The following is a 19,465-nucleotide window of genomic DNA, read 5'->3' as shown; positions in this document are numbered from 1 at the left end:
GTTCTGCTTGTCCTTCCAGCGCAGGGTTGAATCCATATAGAGATTGTTGCTCCGCACTGGACCTCAGTATACACTGGGGTGACAATTCGTTTATTAGTAAGATGCGTTTTGGCTGTCCTTCCAGCGCAGGCTGGAATCTATACAGGATTTCTTTATTAGAGGTTGATTTTAAGTAATTAAACATTATTTTTATTCAAAAAGACTTGTCATTCCAGCGTAGGCTGGAATCCAAACACATTTCATATGCTCAAACCGAAACATCAATACGCAGTTTACATACTTACCAATAAAAAAAATGGAACACTTTATATCGGCATGACTAATAATTTAGAGAGAAGAGTTTTTGAGCATAAAAACAAATTACTAGAAGGGTTTACTAAAAAATATGGCTTGGATAAATTGGTTTATTTTGAAGTATACCAATATGTTAATGATGCAATAACTAGAGAAAAAAAACTAAAGTCATGGAATCGAGAATGGAAAATTAACCTTATCAAAGAAGAGAATCCAAACTGGAAAGATTTAGCCTTTGATTGGTATGATTAAAATGTTCCCCAGCCTTACGTTGGGGAGATAACATGTTTATTTATATGAATACGTTTTACTTGTTCCTCCACAAACATAATTCCGTATTTTTACCATCAGTTAATGGTATAAAACACGGTATTGATGAAACCCAAATACAGCTATCCTTTTACAGCTATTGCAGGTCAGGATGATTTAAAATTATGTTTGTTGCTTACTCTGGTAGACCTAAGTATAGGAGGGGTATTGGCAACGGGAGACAAAGGGACTGCCAAAACTACTATGGTACGAGGGTTAAGTCAATTGATGGGAGTAGATTTTCCGTTTGTGAATTTACCTATTGGGGCAACAGAAGATCGAGTATTAGGCAGTATCAATCTAGAAGCATTAATCAATCAGAAAACAACGATAGTAGACAAAGGACTACTGGCGCAGGCACATCAAGGTTTTTTATATATCGATGAGGTAAACTTACTCAATGATTATCTGATGGATGTATTACTTGATGCGTCGGCAACGGGAGGATATCACTTAGAACGCGAGGGAATCTCGCAATGGATGGATAGTCGTTTTTGTCTCGTAGGTACAATGAATCCCGAAGAAGGAGCCTTACGACCACAACTATTGGATCGATTTGGGCTAAGTGTAACGATACAGACTCCCAAAGAAATAGAAATACGAACCCAGATTGCTATGCAACGTCTGAGTTTTGATAGTGATCCTACCGCGTTTTATACGCAATTTGCCGAAGAAGAGAAAACGATTAAAGACAAGGTGCTTGCTGCCAGACAACGATTACACTCTGTAAATATTCCACAATCGGTTCAGGCATTATGTGCAGAGTTAACGATTACCAATCAAGTAGAAGGGATGCGGGCAGATATTCTATTGCTAAAAACTGCAAGAGCCTATGCCGCATATCATCATCAAGACGAAGTAACGGCAGAAATGGTGACAACCATTGCCCCGTTCGTATTACAACATCGAGCAAAAGAATATACACCACCCTCTGATCAGAATAATGAAGAATCCTCTGATCAGCAAAATGAAGCCCCTCAAGAAGAGACAGCACCTCAAAATGAGCAAGGAGATACAGGGTTTCAACTGCCAAAATCAGTACAACAAGGGTTAAAGTTTTCAGCTTCAAAAGCAAGTAAAAAGCAAGAAGTACCCCTAGATACTATAGAGAAATTACATACTGTACCCTATACCGCTAGCCAACAACCAGAAATTTCTATAGTACAATCTGTAAAAAAATATTTGAGTACAAATAGGTTTACACCAGTGTACAAACAAGCTACAGAGAAAGCAGTGGCACGAATTGTATTTCTAGTAGATACCAGTGCTTCTATGGCAATAGACCAACAAATGGCACACCTGAAAGGAATTATAGAAAAAACGATTAAAACACACCCTATGCAACGATTGCAATATGCAATTATAGGATTACAAGATCAGACAGCAAAAGTTATTCAGGAGTTTACGACCAATATACAACAGGTTTCAACAATCAATCACCAGTTGAAAACAGGAGGAAAAACCAATCTGGGAGCGGCTTTTATGAAGGTATATGAAGTTTTACGCTCGGTACAGATGCAAACCGTACAACTGTTTGTATTTACAGATGGAAAAATAAATACAGGAACATCACAGCCGTTTCAATATGCTATTACTACCTATAAGAAGTACCTTGCCAAAATCCCTAAAACAACGATTATAGACACAGAAAATGGTTTTGTAAGATTAGGCAAGGCACAACAATTGGCTCAGCAATTACAACTGAACTACATGGCAATGTCTCAGTTTTAAAATACGTTGAGCCATAATATGATTATACTGATTGGTTAGTTTCCTATAGCTATATCAGAAAGCTGATTCAATGCTCCAGTAATAGTTTGTAGAACCTCGTCGTTGTTCGTGATTTTATGACGATCTTTTAGAAAAGAAGGATCGTTATAAGAAACCATTACGTTGCCATCAGTATCTTCCCAAACCAAAAATTTCTGAGGTAAATCAATCCCCGTAGTTTGTGCATTTTGCATAAGAGGAGTTCCTAGATTAGGATTTCCAAAAATGATAAGCCGTATAGGAGTTAACTCAAGGTCAACAGATGCGGCATTTGCCTGATGGTCTACCTCTGCAATCAGTTTTAGGTTTTTATTCCCTTTGATAGCTGCTACCAATGTAGCATAAGTTTCGTCAAAATTCTGAGTACTGGTTTTAGTAATAATCCCTTCACCTTTGGAAATAGAATCGGCATTATTAGGGATAAAAGAACCATTACCCACTGTATTTACAAAATTAGTAAGGGCAGTATGAATGGTATTTAGTGCATCAACACCCTGTAAACCATGTCTTGATTTTAGATACGATACATTATTAAAACCAACACGAGTACTGTCTTTAGCATCTTTCCAGATAAACAGTTTTTGAGGGAGGTCTAATCCAACCAAAGGATTGGCCTGCATGAGGGGGGTGCCCAAAGTAGGGTTTCCAAAAATAATAACCTTGGTACTATCCAATTCCTTATCAACAGCCAGCGCATTGGCTCTATGATTTACTTGGGTAACAATACGAATAGGACCAGCTGATTCTAGTGCCTCGATAATAGTAGCATCAGTAGTTTTAAAATCTTTGGTTGAAGTACTATAGGTTAACCCAACCACATCTATTGTATCAGGAGTAGGCGTAACATCATCATCTTTACATGATGAAAGAAATAGTGTACATAGAAGTACAGTAAAAAACATTTTCATAGCATTTTTTAGTTTATAAGAGTTAAAATAATAAAGCTTTATTAAACGAGTTAAAAAGCATAATACCATAACAACATAGGGTTGTGCTTTATTTTGCATTGTGATAAAATTAACGTTATGTGTTTGTTTGTAAGGGTTTTGTGGTGTGTTTCTGTGGCTAATTCAAGTCTATGATGGGTATTTGTAAAGGGACGATTATTTGACCACTAGGTTTCAGGTAAAATCTGAAATAACAATCTTTTAAACATAAAACAGAAAAATGCTACATGTAACCAAACACCCAATATCGAAGTTTACAAACTATCGATCGTCAATTAACAACCTCACTACTATATGCTCTCTTTTGTAACAAAGAATAAGTAAAAAAGAAACAATGTATTCGTGCTTTTTCAAAGTTAAAATGGTATTAGATTCTATTTACTGAGCTATATTTGAGGCGTAGTAAACGTAAAGCGACTTATATTATTTTTAACATATGCCCAAAGCATTTCTTATAGCTGCTCCATGGAGCAATTCAGGTAAAACGACACTTACACTAGCCATGTCTCGCTGGTTTATGAATCAGGGATATAGTGTACAACCATTTAAATGTGGGCCTGATTATATAGATACCATTCATCACACGACTGCCGCAAGAAAAGTGGCAATAAATCTGGACACAGTGATGATGCCACCAGCGCATATGACATCAGTTTTTGATCGGTATAGTGCTACTGCCGATATCAGTATTGTAGAAGGAGTAATGGGATTGTTTGATGGAGCTGTAAAAGATCAGGGAAGTTCTGCTGCAATAGCCAAAACACTTGATATTCCTGTGATTCTGGTTGTAAACGCAGCAGCTATGGCATATACGATCGCTCCTATATTACATGGGCTAAAAACCTTTGATCCCGAAGTAAAAATTGCAGGAGTCATTTTTAATTTTGTAAAAACAGCATCACATTACGCATTTCTCAAAGAAGCCTGTGATACGGTTGGGATTACATCATTAGGATATATACCACCTAATGACGAGATAGCCATCCCCTCGCGACATCTGGGATTACATATCGATAGTGATTTTGAAAATGTTATCCAAAAAGCAGCTTCACATGTAGCAACACACATCTCTTTACCTAAGCTTTTGGAACTGGCCAAAACCTATCCTAAAACAACCCATAAAATAACAGTAGATATACCTGAAAATAAGAAGTATAAAATAGCTATAGCAAAGGATGAAGCATTTACATTTACCTATTTCGAAAATTTAAAATGGCTGGAAAACATAGGAGAAGTCACCTATTTTAGTCCGATTCATGACTCACAACTCCCTGAAACTGATGTAATATATCTGGCAGGAGGATATCCCGAACTATATCTTGATGCATTATCAAATAATGTAGCCATGAGAGACCAGATAAAGGCTGCTGCAAACCGAGGAGTGAGAATATTTGCAGAATGTGGGGGGATGATGTATTTGGGTACTACAATTATAGATGAAAAAGGAGTATCATACCCCATGACAGGAATATTTGCATACCATACATCAATGCAAAACAAAAAGCTGTCTTTGGGATATCGTAAAGTAGTAGTTGATGATCTAGAAATATGGGGGCATGAATTTCATTACTCTACCATATCAAATACCGATAACATACCAACAGTAGGTAATGTATTTTCGGCAAGAGAAAAAGAAGTATCCACAAAAATATATCAATACAAAAATGTATATGCGAGTTATATACACTTGTATTGGGCAGTATTAGAACCCAAAGACATATGCATTTAATCGCAACAATCCCAGGAGGATGGAATCCCAATGATGATGGTATCTTTTATATAGAGCAACAGCCAGGAGATATTGTATTTCTGAGTGCCGCAGATACAGAGATTCATACCTTCAACGAAGCTTATAAAGAAGTATATGAAACAGGAGAGGAGCTACCTAGCTTAAGAATGACCAATTTGGTATACCTCAAGCAAGAACTAACCATAGATACCTATCTAGAAGAAGTACTAGAAAAAGCCAAGGTGATTGTTTGCAGTATGCTGGGAGGAGTGTCGTATTATAAATATTTGGTAGAGTCACTAGTAGATTTACAAGAACGAATAGGGAATACCATATTATTTTTGCCAGCCCATGAACCTGATTTTGAGTTGATGCAATTATCATCTGTTGATATACAAATAGTGCATCAATGCAGGCAGTATCTACAGGAAGGAGGCAAAGGAAATACCATCGCCTTATTTAATTATATAAGACATCAGTTTTTTGATCAAAAAGTAGTCATAGTTCCTCCTGAACCTATTACAGATGTATTTTTGTATAGTACGATTGAGGGTATACGCACTCAAGAACAGCTAGAAGCTGATATTGATCTATCAAAACCTACAACAGTACTATTAGCATATCGTACCCATTATTTATCTGATAATCTAGAGCCCTTGCAGGTGATGAGTACAGCACTGCGAGATCGTGGGATGAATACTTTTGTGGTTTTTGCTAGTAATTTGCGAGACTCCAGACTATTGGATCAGGTACAAGGGTTGATGACCAATAACGGAAAACGGAGTATACATACCATTATAAACACCACAGGATTTACCATCAAACCCATGGATGGTTCTGATTTTATTTTTGAAAAACTACGAGTTCCTGTATTACAAGCGATCTTTTCTACTGCTAATAAACAAGTTTGGGAAGAAGGACTCTTTGGGTTACCCCCAACAGATATCGCTATGAATATTGCCTTACCCGAAATTGATGGACGAATTATCGGGCGAGCCGTTTCATTCAAAAAAGAAATTATAAAAGATACGCTTACAGATAGCTCAATACTAAAATATGAAGCACATTTGCCTGCTTGTGAGTTTATGGCAGAACTAGCACAACGATGGGCCGCATTACGATATAAGAAAAATGAAGATAAAAAGGTAGCAGTTATTTTGCCTAATTATCCTAATAAAGATAGTCGTTTGGCCAATGGAGTAGGACTCGATACCCCAGAGAGTTGTATTGTATTGCTTGATACACTAAAATCAAAAGGATATACAGTAGGAACACAATTACCACAAAGTGGTACAGAGTTGATGCATTGGATTACACAGGTAACTACCAATGATGTAACCACCACTATGACCAGGCCTCATGCCTTGGTTTTTGATAGTGCGGACTTTGATATTTGTTTTTCGGCATTATCAGAAGAATTACAACAAAAAGTAACCACACAATGGGGGCAACCAGAAGAAGATCCCTATTATACAGGCAATGGATTTATTGTGTCTGGATTTTTACTAGGTAATATCTTTGTAAGTATACAACCCTCGCGAGGGTATAATCAGGACCCACAGGCCATTTATCATTCTCCCGACCTACCACCGACGTATCAATATTTAGCCTATTATTTTTGGTTACAACAGAGTTATCAGGCAGATGCGGTTATTCATTTAGGAAAGCACGGAAACCTGGAATGGTTACCAGGAAAGAGTGTATCTCTAGATCCAGAAACCTGTTTTCCTGCGGCAGTATTTGGAGCATTGCCTCACTTTTACCCTTTTATTATTAATGATCCAGGAGAAGGAACACAGGCAAAACGACGTAATCAAGCGGTGATTATAGACCATTTGATTCCGCCAATGACCCGAGCAGAAAGTTATGGAAGCCTGATGAAATTAGAACATCTGGTAGATGAATATTACGAGGCTTCATCCCTTGACCCAAAACGATCCCGAGTATTAGAAAAAGAAATTGCCGCATTGGTAAATGAAACAAAACTGAATGTGGATTTGGGGATTGCCTCAGATGACCTAGATGAGCTACTAGTCAAACTAGATGGGTATCTATGCGAATTGAAAGAAGCACAGATTCGTGATGGATTGCATATTTTTGGGAAAGCCCCTGTAGATGAACAACTCATCGATTTATTGATTGCATTGCATCGAGTGCCAGGGTATCATCAAGAAGGAATCACACAGGCATTGGCAAAAGATATGGGGATAGAAGATAATATGCTAGAGATAGCCTATACACAAACTATGGAGCTTACCATAGAAGACGTTTTTTGTAAAACGGCAGGGCAGGTTATTGCCCAATTAGAAGGTATTGCCAAAAGAGTATTGATTACCTATCTAGAAGAGGATAAACTCCCTGAGCAGTATCCACGAATAGAAGCACTGCTACAACAAATCAAAAAAGATACACTAGTAAAAGTACAACGTACAACAGAAGAGTTAAGTTGTCTTTTGGAAGGGTTGAATGGGTATTATGTCCCTTCTGGACCATCAGGGGCACCCACTCGTGGGCGATTGGATTTGTTACCTACAGGAAGAAATTTTTATTCTGTAGATGTAAGAACAATTCCTACAGAGACAGCATATCGATTAGGAGAGAAAAGTGCACAGCTGATTATTGATCGATATTTACAAGAAAACGGAGAGTATCCCGAAACTATCGGAATCTCGGTATGGGGAACCTCAACTATGCGTACAGGAGGAGATGATATTGCACAAGCATTTGCACTAATGGGGATACGCCCTATCTGGAAAAATGCCAACCGTAGAGTAACTGATTTTGAAGTCATACCGCTCCTAAAACTAGGAAGACCCAGAGTAGATGTTACTTTGCGAATTTCAGGGTTTTTTAGAGATGCATTTCCTGATGTGATAAACCTGTTTAATGCCGTGGTACAACGTTTGGCAACCTTAGATGAACCGATAGAAGATAATCCAATCAGAAAACGTTTTCTGGCAGAGCAAACCCAATGGGAACAGCAAGGATTGCCACAAGAAGAAGCCTCGCACCGTGCTTTATATCGTGTATTTGGTTCTAAGCCTGGAGCTTATGGAGCAGGATTACAGGCAGTGATAGACGAAAAAAACTGGCAAACCCAAGAAGATCTTGCCAAAGTATATATCAATTGGAGCGGGTATGCGTATGGTAGCTCTAAGCAAGGGGTTTCTGCTCATGAATCTTTTCAATATCGACTACAAGCCATGCAGATTGTTATGCAAAATCAAGATAATCGAGAACATGATATTTTGGATAGTGATGATTATTATCAGTTTCATGGGGGATTGGCAAATGCAGTAAAAACAGTAAAAGGAGATGATGCTGAAATTTATTTTGGAGATCACTCAAGACCAGAAACACCAAAAATAAAGACGCTAAAAGAAGAGTTGCTAAAAGTATACCGATCACGAGTGATTAACCCCAAATGGATAGCAGGTGTACAGCGGCATGGGTATAAAGGGGCATTTGAAATGGCAGCGACCCTAGATTATCTATTTGCCTATGATGCTACTACCAATCTTATTGATGATTTTATGTACGAGGGGATCACAGAAAGTTATCTGTTGAAAGAAGAAAATAAAGAGTTTATCAAACAGCATAATCCCTGGGCACTCAAAGATATGAGCGAACGATTGCTAGAAGCCATACAGCGAGGTATGTGGGCAAATCCATCTAAAGAGATCAAAGAACAGTTAGAAAATTTATACATGGAAGGAGAAGGGATTGTAGAGTGAAAAAAAGTGTAGTGTTGAGTAACTAGAATTGAGTAGTGAGAAGTTTTTTTCTTATCATTTTACATTTTTCGGCTTTATAGTTGTAAAAGGTTCTTGATACATCTTTTATTTGGCTACGGTATATAAAAATTACCTTAATGGGATGCGTTTTCTTATATTGAAGTCAGTTTTATATATACATTATAAATATGAATACTTGTATTTTTTGTAAAATAGTAAAAGGCGAGGCCAAATCCTGGAAGGTATTCGAAAATGAAGATGCTTGTGCATTTCTGGATATTCATCCTGCAACGAGATATCATACACTTGTTATCCCCAAAAAACATTATACAAATGTTTTTGATATTCCTGAAAAAGAATTACAATCAGTTATGACTGCCGTAAAAAAAGTATGTATGTTGTATAAAGAAAAGCTAGGCATACAGAATTTACAGGTCATTAGTAATTCTGGAGCAGAGGCACAACAAGAAGTGTTTCATTTACATTTTCATATTGTCCCTCGCAAATGGGGAGATGGACAAAATCTAAAGTGGAATACCCATCCTGAATGGGTACAAGATTTTGATACGATGATTGCAGAATTATAAGTTTTGACAGTTTTATAGATAGTATCTCTAAAGTAAGGTAATACCTGCGCTTTGTTAAACTAGAGTATTTATAATGGTTGTAAAACTGTTAGCACTTTTTTTACTTCGCTATCGGTGATCTCTGTTACTTCAATTTTACTATCCCAGAAATAATATCCGTTTTTATCTTTGGCAAAACACCCAATTCCTTTTTTGGTTTTGAATGTTTTGTAGTCTACAGAATCCATCACCATTGCTCTTTCTCCAAAAATATGGTGTTTGTCTCTGGCATAACAATCTCCTATAACCTTGAATGTAGCTACATCGGCATCTTCTACAATCCAAAAGTTCCCGCCATCTGCCATATCGTAATGTGTATAGATGTGGTTTTTATCTTTGTAAAAAGAACTTCCGAGATACTTAAATGTCAAGGTGTCTACCACAGTGCGCATGGACTCTCCCTCACAACATACTTGTATAATGTATTTGTCAATAAAAATTCCTTCTGCTGTTCCTTCTCTTGTTTTAAAACCGATATCTCCTCTATTAGAACTCCAAAGTCCACTGGATAGTTTTTTCCATTCAAGGGATTTGTTGGTACTATCAATTCTATGTTTTAATTGATGCATACGGTTTGTTCTATGTTGAGTTATAGTATCTTTTGAGAGACTGTCCTTTTTGTGTACAAGATTTGTATGGTTGTTTTGATTATTTTGTGAGTGCTGTTTACAAGATAATGTTATAACAGAGAGCCATATCAGTAAGATTATTTTTTTTGAATACATGCCTTTATGTTAGGAACTAATTACAATACTGTAACATTAATTTTTTTTCTAAACCAATGATTCTACCAATTGCAGCCAGTATTGAAATGCCTAGTTTTTGAATAATTCTTGGAGCTTCTGGGATATAGGCATCCATCATATTTAATCCAATTGCCATATAAAATATATTTTTAGGCATACCGCTTTTGTAAACCTTACCATCTTTTGCTAATCCATAAATTATTTGTAGTGCTTTTTTTATATGCCTAGCAGGAGTAATTTCTACTTCGAAGACGACATTCTTATCTGATTTATTATAAAATTGGTGCGTATCAAATTCTTTGATTAATACTTCATTATTTGGTTTGAGTATTCTTTTATCATTATTTAAAATTACATGTAACTCTCCTTCAATTATTTTAAATTTTTCAGTGATTTTAGTGTGGTAATGAAGTCTAGACTGACCCCCGTTTGGTTTTAAGAAAGTTTTAAAAATCAATTTCTCTTTAGATTCATTAAGTACTTCAATCTCATCTTTTATAATAGGGTTCGAGAATCTGTTATTACCTACTGACATAGACTATATGTTTTGATTTGATCTTTTTATAAAAGATTTAATTTTCATATTTAGATGATGGTATAGTTTTTATTTTCAAAAATAAAATTTAGAAATTTGATCAACCATTTCATAAGTTGGTATTCCTGATAAATTTGTAAATAAGATGATGGATAGATTATCTTTTGGGTAAATTGTAAAAGAAGCTCGTCCACCTCCAAATGGTGATACCCCTAGATGTTTTTCTCTTTTTATTACTGGCCAACCTAAAGCATAAGTATTTAAAATCCCTGTAAAATCTCCGTATTTTCCATTATTTAGTTTAACAGGAGTCCACATTTTATCAATACTTGCTTTTTGTAATAATTTTCCAGATTGAAGAGAAATAATCCATTTAGCCATTTCATTAGCTGTAGTAAACACTCCAGCATCAGCTCTTAAATTGGAGGGGAACTCCTCATTAACCTCTATTAGATTAGTTCCTTTTATATACTCACCTGTAGTTTTATCTTTATAATAATAGCAATATGTAGGAGATTTATTTTCTTTTACATCAAAAGAATTTCCATAGATTGTTTGTTTCATACCAGCTACGTCAAATTGATTTGTTTTGACAAACTCTTCAAAAGGAACATTACCATGTTTTTCTATAATTTTTTGAATTAATAAATAATTAGTAGCATTATAATTAAATTCTTCTCCTGATTTAAATTGTAGAGGCATCTTTTGAACTGCGACCCAAGCAGAATCCTGACCTTTACCACCGATTAATTCATCCTTATATGGATCTTCAATATCTGGTAATCCTGATGTATGACTAAGTAGCTGCCGTATTGTAATAGACCTCCATTTGTTAGGTAGATTAGATATATGTTTAGAAATAGAATCAGATAATACTAGTTTATTTCTTTCTTCTAGTTGTAAAATTGCTGTAGAAGCAAAAACTTTGGCTATTGAGTTGATTGAGAAAATGGTGTTTTCTTTGACAGCTACGGAAAAAGGTACATTTGCAATACCTAAATTTTCAGATAAAATAATTTTATTGTTTTTAATTACAGTAACCTGTAATCCTGGAATGCCTTCTTTTTCCATTATCTTTTCAAGATAATTTAGAACCTTGAATTTCTCAGTAGAGGTATTAGATTCTTTTTTACAACTAAAAAAGCTAATTAAAACTACTAATATTAAACAGTTCTTCATGGATTGATTTTATTTGAAAGATAATAAATAGTTTAGAGTCAATGTAAATCAATAGTTATTTTTCTGAATTGAAATTTAATTTACCCTAGTTGTATTTTGAATCTTAATTAATACTAAAACAAGTAAATGTTATGATAACTTCAGTTTTAGAATAACAGTAGTTAAAATAATTTGTAATAAACTGTTTTAGCGTGCTAATGTGCTTATATGCTTATACAATTGTTTCTTATATAGATAAAATAATACTTATCTACATGTATCTACTTATTAGATGATATAAGTAAGAAAAATAACAAGTTTTTATGGTTGTAAAGAGTAATTAAATAAAAATAGCAGCTAATTTATATTGATAAAAGAATATAAATAAGTTGTTTAATTATTTGTGTAATCAAATGGTTACGTATATATTTGTAACCAATCGATTACATATAAGAATGAGAAGAGATGTTTTTCAAGCAATTGCTGATCCAGTAAGAAGAGATATAATAGGGTTATTGGCAAATCAGGAATTGACCGTAAATTCTGTTGCCGAAAACTTTGATATCAGTCGCCCAGCCGTTTCTAATCATATAAAAATATTGAGTGAATGCGGAATTGTTGTTATCCATAAAAAAGGAAGAGAACGGTATTGCCAAATTCAACCCCAAAATTTACTTCCAGTAGCAGAATGGATAGAACAGTATAGAAAATTATGGGAGGAGAAATTAGATTCTTTTGAGAGTTATTTAATGAAATTACAAACAAAAAATAAAAACGATGAGTAAAACAAATGAAACCAATGATCGCACAGTGACCATAGAAAGAACTTTTAATGCTCCTGTAGGATTGGTATGGCAAGCTTGGACGCAACCAGAGCATATTGCACAATGGTGGGGGCCAAAAGGGATGGAAACCAAAGTGATAGTGCATGATTTTAGAGAAGGAGGTGCATGGAAATATACGATGCAAATGCCCGATGGAAATGAGTTTATCTCTGATGGAGTTTATTCTGTTATTATCGAACTCAAAAAGATAATTTCTTCTGCCAACTTTAAGCCAATGACAGAAGGTGTAGAAATACAGGCACTGTTTGAAGAGGATGGAGATAAAACCAATTTTACTTTTAATGTAATTCATGCAACAGCTGCCTATTGTGAGCAACAGAAAAAAATGGGTATTTTGAATGGATGGGGATCTGTTTTTACCAGACTCGAAGAGTATCTTCAAAAATAAAACGATTACCTTTTACCTTGGATATAGCAATTTTATAGTTGTAATGAGTCCTTAATACTATTTTTCTTTTGAAAAATGAGATGAACTAATATTTTATTGCAATAAGTTTAAAGTATAATTGGTAGAAGAAAGAATGTTTTTTTTAAACACGTCTTTTTTTATCCTATATACGTCATTTTGTAAAAGGTATTCTCTTTTAAGTTTGCGTATTATTTAGATTCAAGTAAACTGTCTCGGGGCAAACCCATGAAGTATTCTTTTGAAATGAACCTTTGTTTTGAGACAAAATTCGGAGTATTATAATCTTACTTAGTGAATAAAAATAAATAGTTATGAGAATAACTTACCCGATTTTGTGTACAGTACTATTTATAAGTATCGATTTTTTAATAAAACACGAATACCAGTGATTTAAATTTATAAATTTAGGATACTATAGAAATCCTTTTAAGATATTCTTTTGAGTACTATTTTTCACTTGAATTTATCTAAAATGGTATAACCATATTTTTACAGTGTTAAACTAAGAGAAGAGTACTTTGCTATATCATGTTATTAATTGTTTGTCATGATAGAAACAGGTGCTCTTTTTTATTGGTATAATAAAAGTTGATATTTAATTTGCACCGAAAAAATAGATGATAAAGGTATTTTTAAATTAATACTATCTTTAGTCTGATATTTTATGGATAGCTGTAGCCATTACGCTATTCAGTAATTCAAAATATAAATCAAGCTACTGCACTGCTATATGAAAAATCAAATTACCCTAGTATTTCTTACTATATACGTTTCCTTATTTTCTCAATCTAATACAGAAGTGTATCTGATCAATTATAGAGATACAAATGAAAAAATTAAATTGATAAACCCTGTAAATATTTCTAATAATGAAGGGTATGATAACCAGCCGTCATTTTATGACGATAATACGATTCTTTTTTCTTCTACCAGAAATAAGCAAACAGACATTGCATTATACAATATAAAAGAAGGAACAACCACTTGGGTTTCAAATACACCTTTGGGCGGTGAGTATTCACCTATAAAAATACCAGGTAGAGAAACTGTTTCTGCTATAAGGTTAGACACTAGTGGACTACAGCGGTTGTATGAATATAATTTGAAGAGTGGTAAGTCTAGTATATTACTAAAAGATCTAAAAGTCGGGTATCATGTTTGGTACAATAAAGATATTCTGGTGTCCTCTGTTTTGGTAGATGATAGAATGGATCTAGTTGTGTCTAATTTAAAAAATAAAACGAATGATACCTTGCAAAAGAATGTAGGGCGATCACTACATAAAATTCCTAATTCAGATTTAATAAGTTTTATAAGTAAAGAACATAAAAAATGGGTAATCAAATCTATAAACCCTATTTCTGGAGAAACAAAAGAAATTAAAGCAATATCCATTAAAATTGAAGATATGTGTTGGTTGGCAGATGGTACAATACTTATGTCATTAGGCAAGAACATTGTTGGGTTTAATCCAGAAACAGACAAAGACTGGAAAGTATTGCATAGTTTTAAAGAGAAAGAAATCAATGAGATTTCAAGAATTGCAGTAAGTCCAGATAGTAAGTATATAGCCATAGTATCAGAAGAATCTCCTGTAGAGATAGTTCAAAAACAAATAGAATTCTTTAATAAAGGTAGTTTAGAAGATTTTGTTTCCTGTTATTCTGATAATGTAATCGTACGTAATTATCCGCATGACACTCTTTATGTTGGTAAGGATAAGTTAAAATCAGATTATCAAGAATTCTTTTCCAATAAAAATAGAGCAAATGTAGAGGTTGTAAAGCGTATTGTCATGGGAAATAAAGTGATCGATGAAGAACGTGCAGATGTGAATGAAAAACAACATCACCAAGGTGTTATTTATGAAGTAAAAAATGGAAAAATCAGTGGTGTAACTTTTATCTATAATAATGGAAAAATTACAGATGCCAGTGATATTGTAGAGCAACAATTAATAGCCTATAATGCAAAAGATATGGATACTTTTGTAAAGACTTTTTCTGATACTATAAAAGCATATGACTATCCAAATAAACTACAATTCAAAGGGAAAATACAATTACGATCAATGTATACAGATTTGTTTGCAAAAATTCCTGATTTGCATAGTGAAATCAAAAACCGAATTGTTATAGGTAATATCGTAATAGACGAGGAGTATTTGACTACTAATGGGGATAATTTTAGCCTAGCAGCTATTTATGAAATAAAAGAAGGTAAGATTGCCAAAATGATTTTTATACGATAGAAGTGGTTTAAATCTTTTTGATTGAAAAAAAAGCTGTTATGTTTTTTATAAACCTAATCAAGTATATAAAGCTGTATCTCGAATAAGAACTATGGGACCAGCTATTATATAAAAATATTAGGTTAGACCATGTATAAAACAATAATTATAGCTTTGGCATTGATTTTTATCTCCTGCCAATCTGGATTAGAAAAGCAATATAAACACTCATCAAAAGAAGAGGATCTACTAGAAGTTTCCAAACAAATAACGAAACAAGAATTAAAACAATTAAAAAAACATATCACCGAATTAGAGGAGATTGGTGGAGTGTTGACTGGTAAAACATACAAAGCCCTTTTGATAGAATCAGAAAGTATAGCATATGAGCGACAACAAGAAATAGAACAGGAACAACGAAAAGAAGAGGAGAGAGTAGAAGCAGAGGTTTTAAAAAGGGAAGTGCAAAATAAAACAAGATTACTCTGTGCTAATAAATGGAAGATAAGAGAATATGCATTTCAATTAGAAATTCCTGATAACTCTGAAGAGAATGTAGCATTGGCAAAGCAAATATTGAACAAGGCAATTAATATAAAAGATGTAGAACCTCTAATTTCTGTAATACAAGAGACTAATAAAACGTTTGTAAAAAGAGAATTTGACGAAACAACAGTTAAAATATTTAACAACAATAATAAACGATGGAAAAAGTATTTATCTGATGGAACTTATACAGATCAATCTGGAGATGAGGTAATAAAAGGTACTTGGGAATTCGTAGATGCCAATACAATCAAAGAAACAAGGCCTTCTGATAGTCATATGAGGCGTAAGAAGAAAGATATATTTTTTCTTACGGTAAAAGTTTTGGATGAGAACACATTTCATTTTTATGAAGAAGAATATGATTATTTAAACTCAAATTCTATTGTAAGTAGTTCTATTGTTATGAAATCTTGATAATTAGGAGTCAGAGAAAATATAGAAAAACGATAGTTTACTTTCTAAGTAAATACCAACCAGAACAGGTTTGGGAATTTTTAATACACCCAAAATATATTGAAGAGTTTACAAAAGATCCTTGTTTTTATAATAAAATAGAGAGTGATTTTAAGATAGAAAAAGGAGCATATTGGGTAGAAGTGCATACAGGAGAAGATTGTTCGGGAGATATAGTAAAGTGCCAAATAGTGCAATCAGATATCAATAAAAGGCTAAGAACCGTTCGATATCAGGCAGGTATAAAAAATAGTTCTACTTATGAGTTAAATAAACTTGATCAAGGCACATTAATATCTGAAGAACAAAAGTTTAGTATCAGTTTTAGAGATTTTAAAGGAATTAATATAGTATCATGGATTATGATGATCACAGGTTTATTAACTAGATTTTCATTTAAACCAGATGAAGATTTATATTGGTTTAAAAAAATGGAAAATGCAATTTTCCAGAATATTAATAAGGTATAAGTGCTTGGATATAATTAACTGAATGAAAATATATAAAACATTACATATAGGAGAATTTCATACAAATCACTGTGAAGATTTTTTAGTCGATGAGCAAATAGCCGCAGACGAAAAATTAATAGCTGTTTTAGATGGATGTACCATGGGAACAGAATCTGTTTTTGCATCAATGCTTTACGGAAAAATCTTAAGAAATATCGCAAAGAACAAGTTTTATGAAGAATTTGTTTCTGATAAGACAGTCGATTTAAAATTAAAACTAAAAGAGGTTGTCAAGCTACTAATAGAAGAGACAAAACAAATCAAAAATCAACTAGGGCTCGAAACAAATGAATTGTTATCAACACTGATCATTGGAATTGTAAATACCAAAGACTCAAAAGCCGAATTTTTGACAATAGGAGATGGGTTAATTTGTAACGATGGTGAATTGATAGAATATGAACAAAATGACAAACCAGACTATCTTGGATATCATTTAGGAGATAATTTTGAGGATTGGTATAAAAACCAACATCAAAAGCAATCGGTTTCTGAGTTTAAAGATCTATCAATTTGTACAGATGGCATATTTACTTTTAAAAACCTTGAAAACAAAGCAAAACAAAAATCAGAAAATGAAATTATTGAATATTTGTTGATTGATAATAAAGATTCAGAATTTGATAATTTTCTTGATAGAAAAATAAGGCTATTAAAAGATATGTATAATCATATCGTAACAGATGATATAGCAATTATTAGAATAAAAAACGAATGCCATAATTAATTAAGATGTTTAATTTTTTAAGAAAAAAGAAAGTAGAAGAAACAGAGCAAGAACCAATAGAGCAACAATTAAAAAACCCATCTGAGTTGCTTATGGTAAAATTGTTTTTTGAGAGTCAACCTGTTTTTGATGATGAACAAATAGAAAAGGAACTAAAAAAACGATTTGATAAAATAGGGTTTCCAGAAAACACAAATAAAACACCTGATTCAAGACATTATTTTTTTAAGGACTATGAGGTGAAATTTGTAGAAGGAGTTATACCAGCTCAGGCAACGATATTTATGCCTGAGGAAAACAAAATTGACTACTCAGAATTAGAACCTTCTTTTAAACAATCATGGAATTGGCCAGAAGCAGAAGAAACGGTCAAAAAATGTTCGTATGAAATCTTGCTTACAGATTTGATGTCAAGAGAGATGGAGTATAAAGAAAGAATTGCGTATTTTCAAAAATATGTATCAAGTATTGTTGCTGCAATGAAACCAGCTGCGGTTTGGATTAAGAATAGTGAAGTGATTTTACATCCAACCGATTTTTTAGAAGGAAGTAGTCTTAATAAATATCAAAATATAAGTGTGTTTATGAATATACGTTTATTCAATATTCAAGAAACAGAAGGAGAGATGATAATGGATACGATAGGGTTACACTCTTTGGGGCTTCCTGATTTTGAATTTCGATTTACAAACTATGATCCTCAACAAATAGCAAGTGTTTTGTATAACTATGGTCATTATATTTTTGAAAATGGAATTGTGATAAAACATGGAAATACAATTGAAGGAATAGAGAAAAATCAAAAATGGAAATGCTATTTTAATGAATCCCAATTAGAACCAAAACGGATTGTAATTGAAATAGATGATAACGATTAATAATATGTAATCGAGAGTTTAAAAAGACAACACATGCAATTAGTAGTAACTACAAGTATAAATATTTGAAGAATGAAAAAGGTTGTTTTTATAATATTGTTATTGATAAACGTTGGATGTATAGGGCAAAACCAGAAAAAAAAATCAAATACGTTTAATAGTACTCTGGTAATAAGTAATGATTCAATTAAAAATGATAGTATAACAACTCTTAAGCAATTAAAATTAGAAAGTGATTTGTCTAAAAGTTATGGAACAATAAAAAATATAATTAAAAAAGAGCAACTACGATTAAACAATACAGAACTATCAATAGACTCACTATCTAATATCTTTAAGCTTTCTTTAGTAAACAGGATTATTCCTTTTTGGGAAGGAACAGAATGGTCATTTGAAGGGCATACATCAATTCCTAGGAAAGGAAAAATTGCTTGTGGGTATTTTGTTTCGACAACGTTAAAAGATGTAGGAGTAAACCTAAACAGATATAGATTAGCTCAACAAAGCCCAATTGATGAGGCAAGTAGTTTAGCCTTAAACACCAAAGTAATTGAAATAAGAGGAAATTCTATCACTGAAAATATATTGAAAATCGATAGAAGTATAAAAGAAGGAATTCACTTTATCGGTTTTGATTCTAGTCATGTTGGGTATATTTTGAAAGAAAAAGGACAATTGTATTTGATTCACTCAAACTATATCAATTATAGAGGAGTAGAAATTGAAAAAATTGAAAATTCAGATGTTTTTGCGTCTTACAATAAGTATCACATAGTCGAACTTAGCACAAATGAAAACTTTTTAAGAAGTTGGATTAAAGGAAAAGAAATAAAAATAATAAATCAAAAATAAGATCTATAGCTAATAATGGTCAAACTATAAGTATCGCTCTTTTGTAGATAGTACTTTTTTTAAGCCTCTCTATGTGTGGGGTAATATCTATAAATAAATTTGAGCAATGGTATTTTTGGTTTGATACTAGATTAAATTGTATCTTGATTTTTTCAGATAAGA

Annotated in this window: 17 protein-coding genes; 13 read left to right on the top strand and 4 right to left on the bottom strand. The window is 33.2% G+C overall.

Features of this window, described 5'->3' with window-relative positions:
- Nucleotides 1-243: 243 nt before the first annotated feature.
- Together DG508_RS15430 and DG508_RS15425 are read left to right on the top strand one after the other, a co-directional pair.
- Nucleotides 244-546 (top strand): GIY-YIG nuclease family protein, encoded by a 303-nt coding sequence (locus tag DG508_RS15430; protein WP_108869011.1) that lies wholly within the window; start codon nt 244-246, stop codon nt 544-546.
- Nucleotides 547-669: 123 nt separating this feature from the next.
- Complete coding sequence (locus DG508_RS15425; RefSeq protein ID WP_108869010.1) at nt 670-2,334, top strand: VWA domain-containing protein; 1,665 nt, start codon at nt 670-672, stop codon at nt 2,332-2,334.
- A 35-nt stretch (nt 2,335-2,369) separates the two neighbouring features.
- Here the strand turns inward: DG508_RS15425 and DG508_RS15420 are convergent, their stop codons facing one another.
- Complete coding sequence (locus tag DG508_RS15420; RefSeq protein WP_108869014.1) at nt 2,370-3,281, bottom strand: DUF302 domain-containing protein; 912 nt, start codon at nt 3,279-3,281, stop codon at nt 2,370-2,372.
- 475 nt (nt 3,282-3,756) lie between these two features.
- On the opposite strand from DG508_RS15420, the gene DG508_RS15415 reads away from it, so the two are divergent.
- From DG508_RS15415 to DG508_RS15405, 3 genes are all read left to right on the top strand, one after another.
- Nucleotides 3,757-5,049 carry a cobyrinate a,c-diamide synthase gene (locus tag DG508_RS15415; protein ID WP_108869009.1) on the top strand — a complete coding sequence of 431 codons (1,293 nt, stop codon included), beginning with the start codon at nt 3,757-3,759 and terminating at the stop codon, nt 5,047-5,049.
- Entirely contained in the window at nt 5,040-8,783 is a 3,744-nt protein-coding gene (gene cobN / locus DG508_RS15410; RefSeq protein ID WP_108869008.1) for a cobaltochelatase subunit CobN, read from the top strand. The genes DG508_RS15415 and cobN overlap by 10 nt, the downstream gene beginning before the upstream one ends.
- A 188-nt stretch (nt 8,784-8,971) precedes the next feature.
- Nucleotides 8,972-9,370 carry an HIT family protein gene (locus DG508_RS15405; RefSeq protein WP_108869007.1) on the top strand — a complete coding sequence of 133 codons (399 nt, stop codon included), beginning with the start codon at nt 8,972-8,974 and terminating at the stop codon, nt 9,368-9,370.
- A gap of 68 nt (nt 9,371-9,438) precedes the next feature.
- Here DG508_RS15405 and DG508_RS15400 read toward each other — a convergent pair whose 3' ends face one another.
- The 3 genes from DG508_RS15400 to DG508_RS15390 form a co-directional block, all read right to left on the bottom strand.
- Nucleotides 9,439-9,978 carry a DKNYY domain-containing protein gene (locus DG508_RS15400; RefSeq protein ID WP_159090858.1) on the bottom strand — a complete coding sequence of 180 codons (540 nt, stop codon included), beginning with the start codon at nt 9,976-9,978 and terminating at the stop codon, nt 9,439-9,441.
- A gap of 172 nt (nt 9,979-10,150) precedes the next feature.
- A complete protein-coding gene (locus tag DG508_RS15395; RefSeq protein WP_108869005.1) occupies nt 10,151-10,690 on the bottom strand; it encodes a cupin domain-containing protein in 540 nt (179 codons plus the stop codon).
- A gap of 75 nt (nt 10,691-10,765) precedes the next feature.
- Nucleotides 10,766-11,869, bottom strand: a complete 1,104-nt coding sequence (locus DG508_RS15390) for a serine hydrolase domain-containing protein (protein ID WP_108869004.1) — start codon at nt 11,867-11,869, stop codon at nt 10,766-10,768.
- A 392-nt stretch (nt 11,870-12,261) separates the two neighbouring features.
- On the opposite strand from DG508_RS15390, the gene DG508_RS15385 reads away from it, so the two are divergent.
- The 8 genes from DG508_RS15385 (at nt 12,262) to DG508_RS15350 (ending at nt 19,303) form a co-directional block, all read left to right on the top strand.
- Nucleotides 12,262-12,633 carry an ArsR/SmtB family transcription factor gene (locus DG508_RS15385; RefSeq protein ID WP_234418244.1) on the top strand — a complete coding sequence of 124 codons (372 nt, stop codon included), beginning with the start codon at nt 12,262-12,264 and terminating at the stop codon, nt 12,631-12,633.
- A complete protein-coding gene (locus DG508_RS15380; RefSeq protein ID WP_103865732.1) occupies nt 12,626-13,081 on the top strand; it encodes an SRPBCC domain-containing protein in 456 nt (151 codons plus the stop codon). The genes DG508_RS15385 and DG508_RS15380 overlap by 8 nt, the downstream gene beginning before the upstream one ends.
- Nucleotides 13,082-13,832: 751 nt before the next feature.
- Nucleotides 13,833-15,353: a nuclear transport factor 2 family protein gene (locus DG508_RS15375; RefSeq protein ID WP_108869003.1), complete on the top strand. Its 1,521-nt coding sequence runs from the start codon at nt 13,833-13,835 to the stop codon at nt 15,351-15,353.
- A gap of 129 nt (nt 15,354-15,482) precedes the next feature.
- On the top strand, nt 15,483-16,295 hold the full coding sequence (locus tag DG508_RS15370; RefSeq protein ID WP_108869002.1) for a hypothetical protein: 813 nt from the start codon (nt 15,483-15,485) through the stop codon (nt 16,293-16,295).
- Nucleotides 16,292-16,804 (top strand): SRPBCC family protein, encoded by a 513-nt coding sequence (locus DG508_RS15365; protein WP_108869001.1) that lies wholly within the window; start codon nt 16,292-16,294, stop codon nt 16,802-16,804. Before DG508_RS15370 ends, DG508_RS15365 begins: the two co-directional genes overlap by 4 nt.
- A gap of 22 nt (nt 16,805-16,826) precedes the next feature.
- Nucleotides 16,827-17,573: a protein phosphatase 2C domain-containing protein gene (locus DG508_RS15360; protein WP_108869000.1), complete on the top strand. Its 747-nt coding sequence runs from the start codon at nt 16,827-16,829 to the stop codon at nt 17,571-17,573.
- A 5-nt stretch (nt 17,574-17,578) separates the two neighbouring features.
- The gene (locus tag DG508_RS15355) at nt 17,579-18,451 is read left to right on the top strand and encodes a DUF4261 domain-containing protein (RefSeq protein WP_108868999.1); all 873 of its coding nucleotides are present in this window, start codon (nt 17,579-17,581) and stop codon (nt 18,449-18,451) included.
- A gap of 72 nt (nt 18,452-18,523) precedes the next feature.
- A complete protein-coding gene (locus DG508_RS15350) occupies nt 18,524-19,303 on the top strand; it encodes a hypothetical protein (RefSeq protein WP_108868998.1) in 780 nt (259 codons plus the stop codon).
- The last annotated feature ends 162 nt before the right edge of the window (nt 19,304-19,465 follow it).

The organism is Aquimarina aquimarini, assembly GCF_900299535.1.
GTDB lineage: Bacteria > Bacteroidota > Bacteroidia > Flavobacteriales > Flavobacteriaceae > Aquimarina > Aquimarina aquimarini.
The sequence above is the reverse complement of the archived record's forward strand: the minus strand, read 5'-3'. Positions and strand labels throughout refer to the sequence as shown.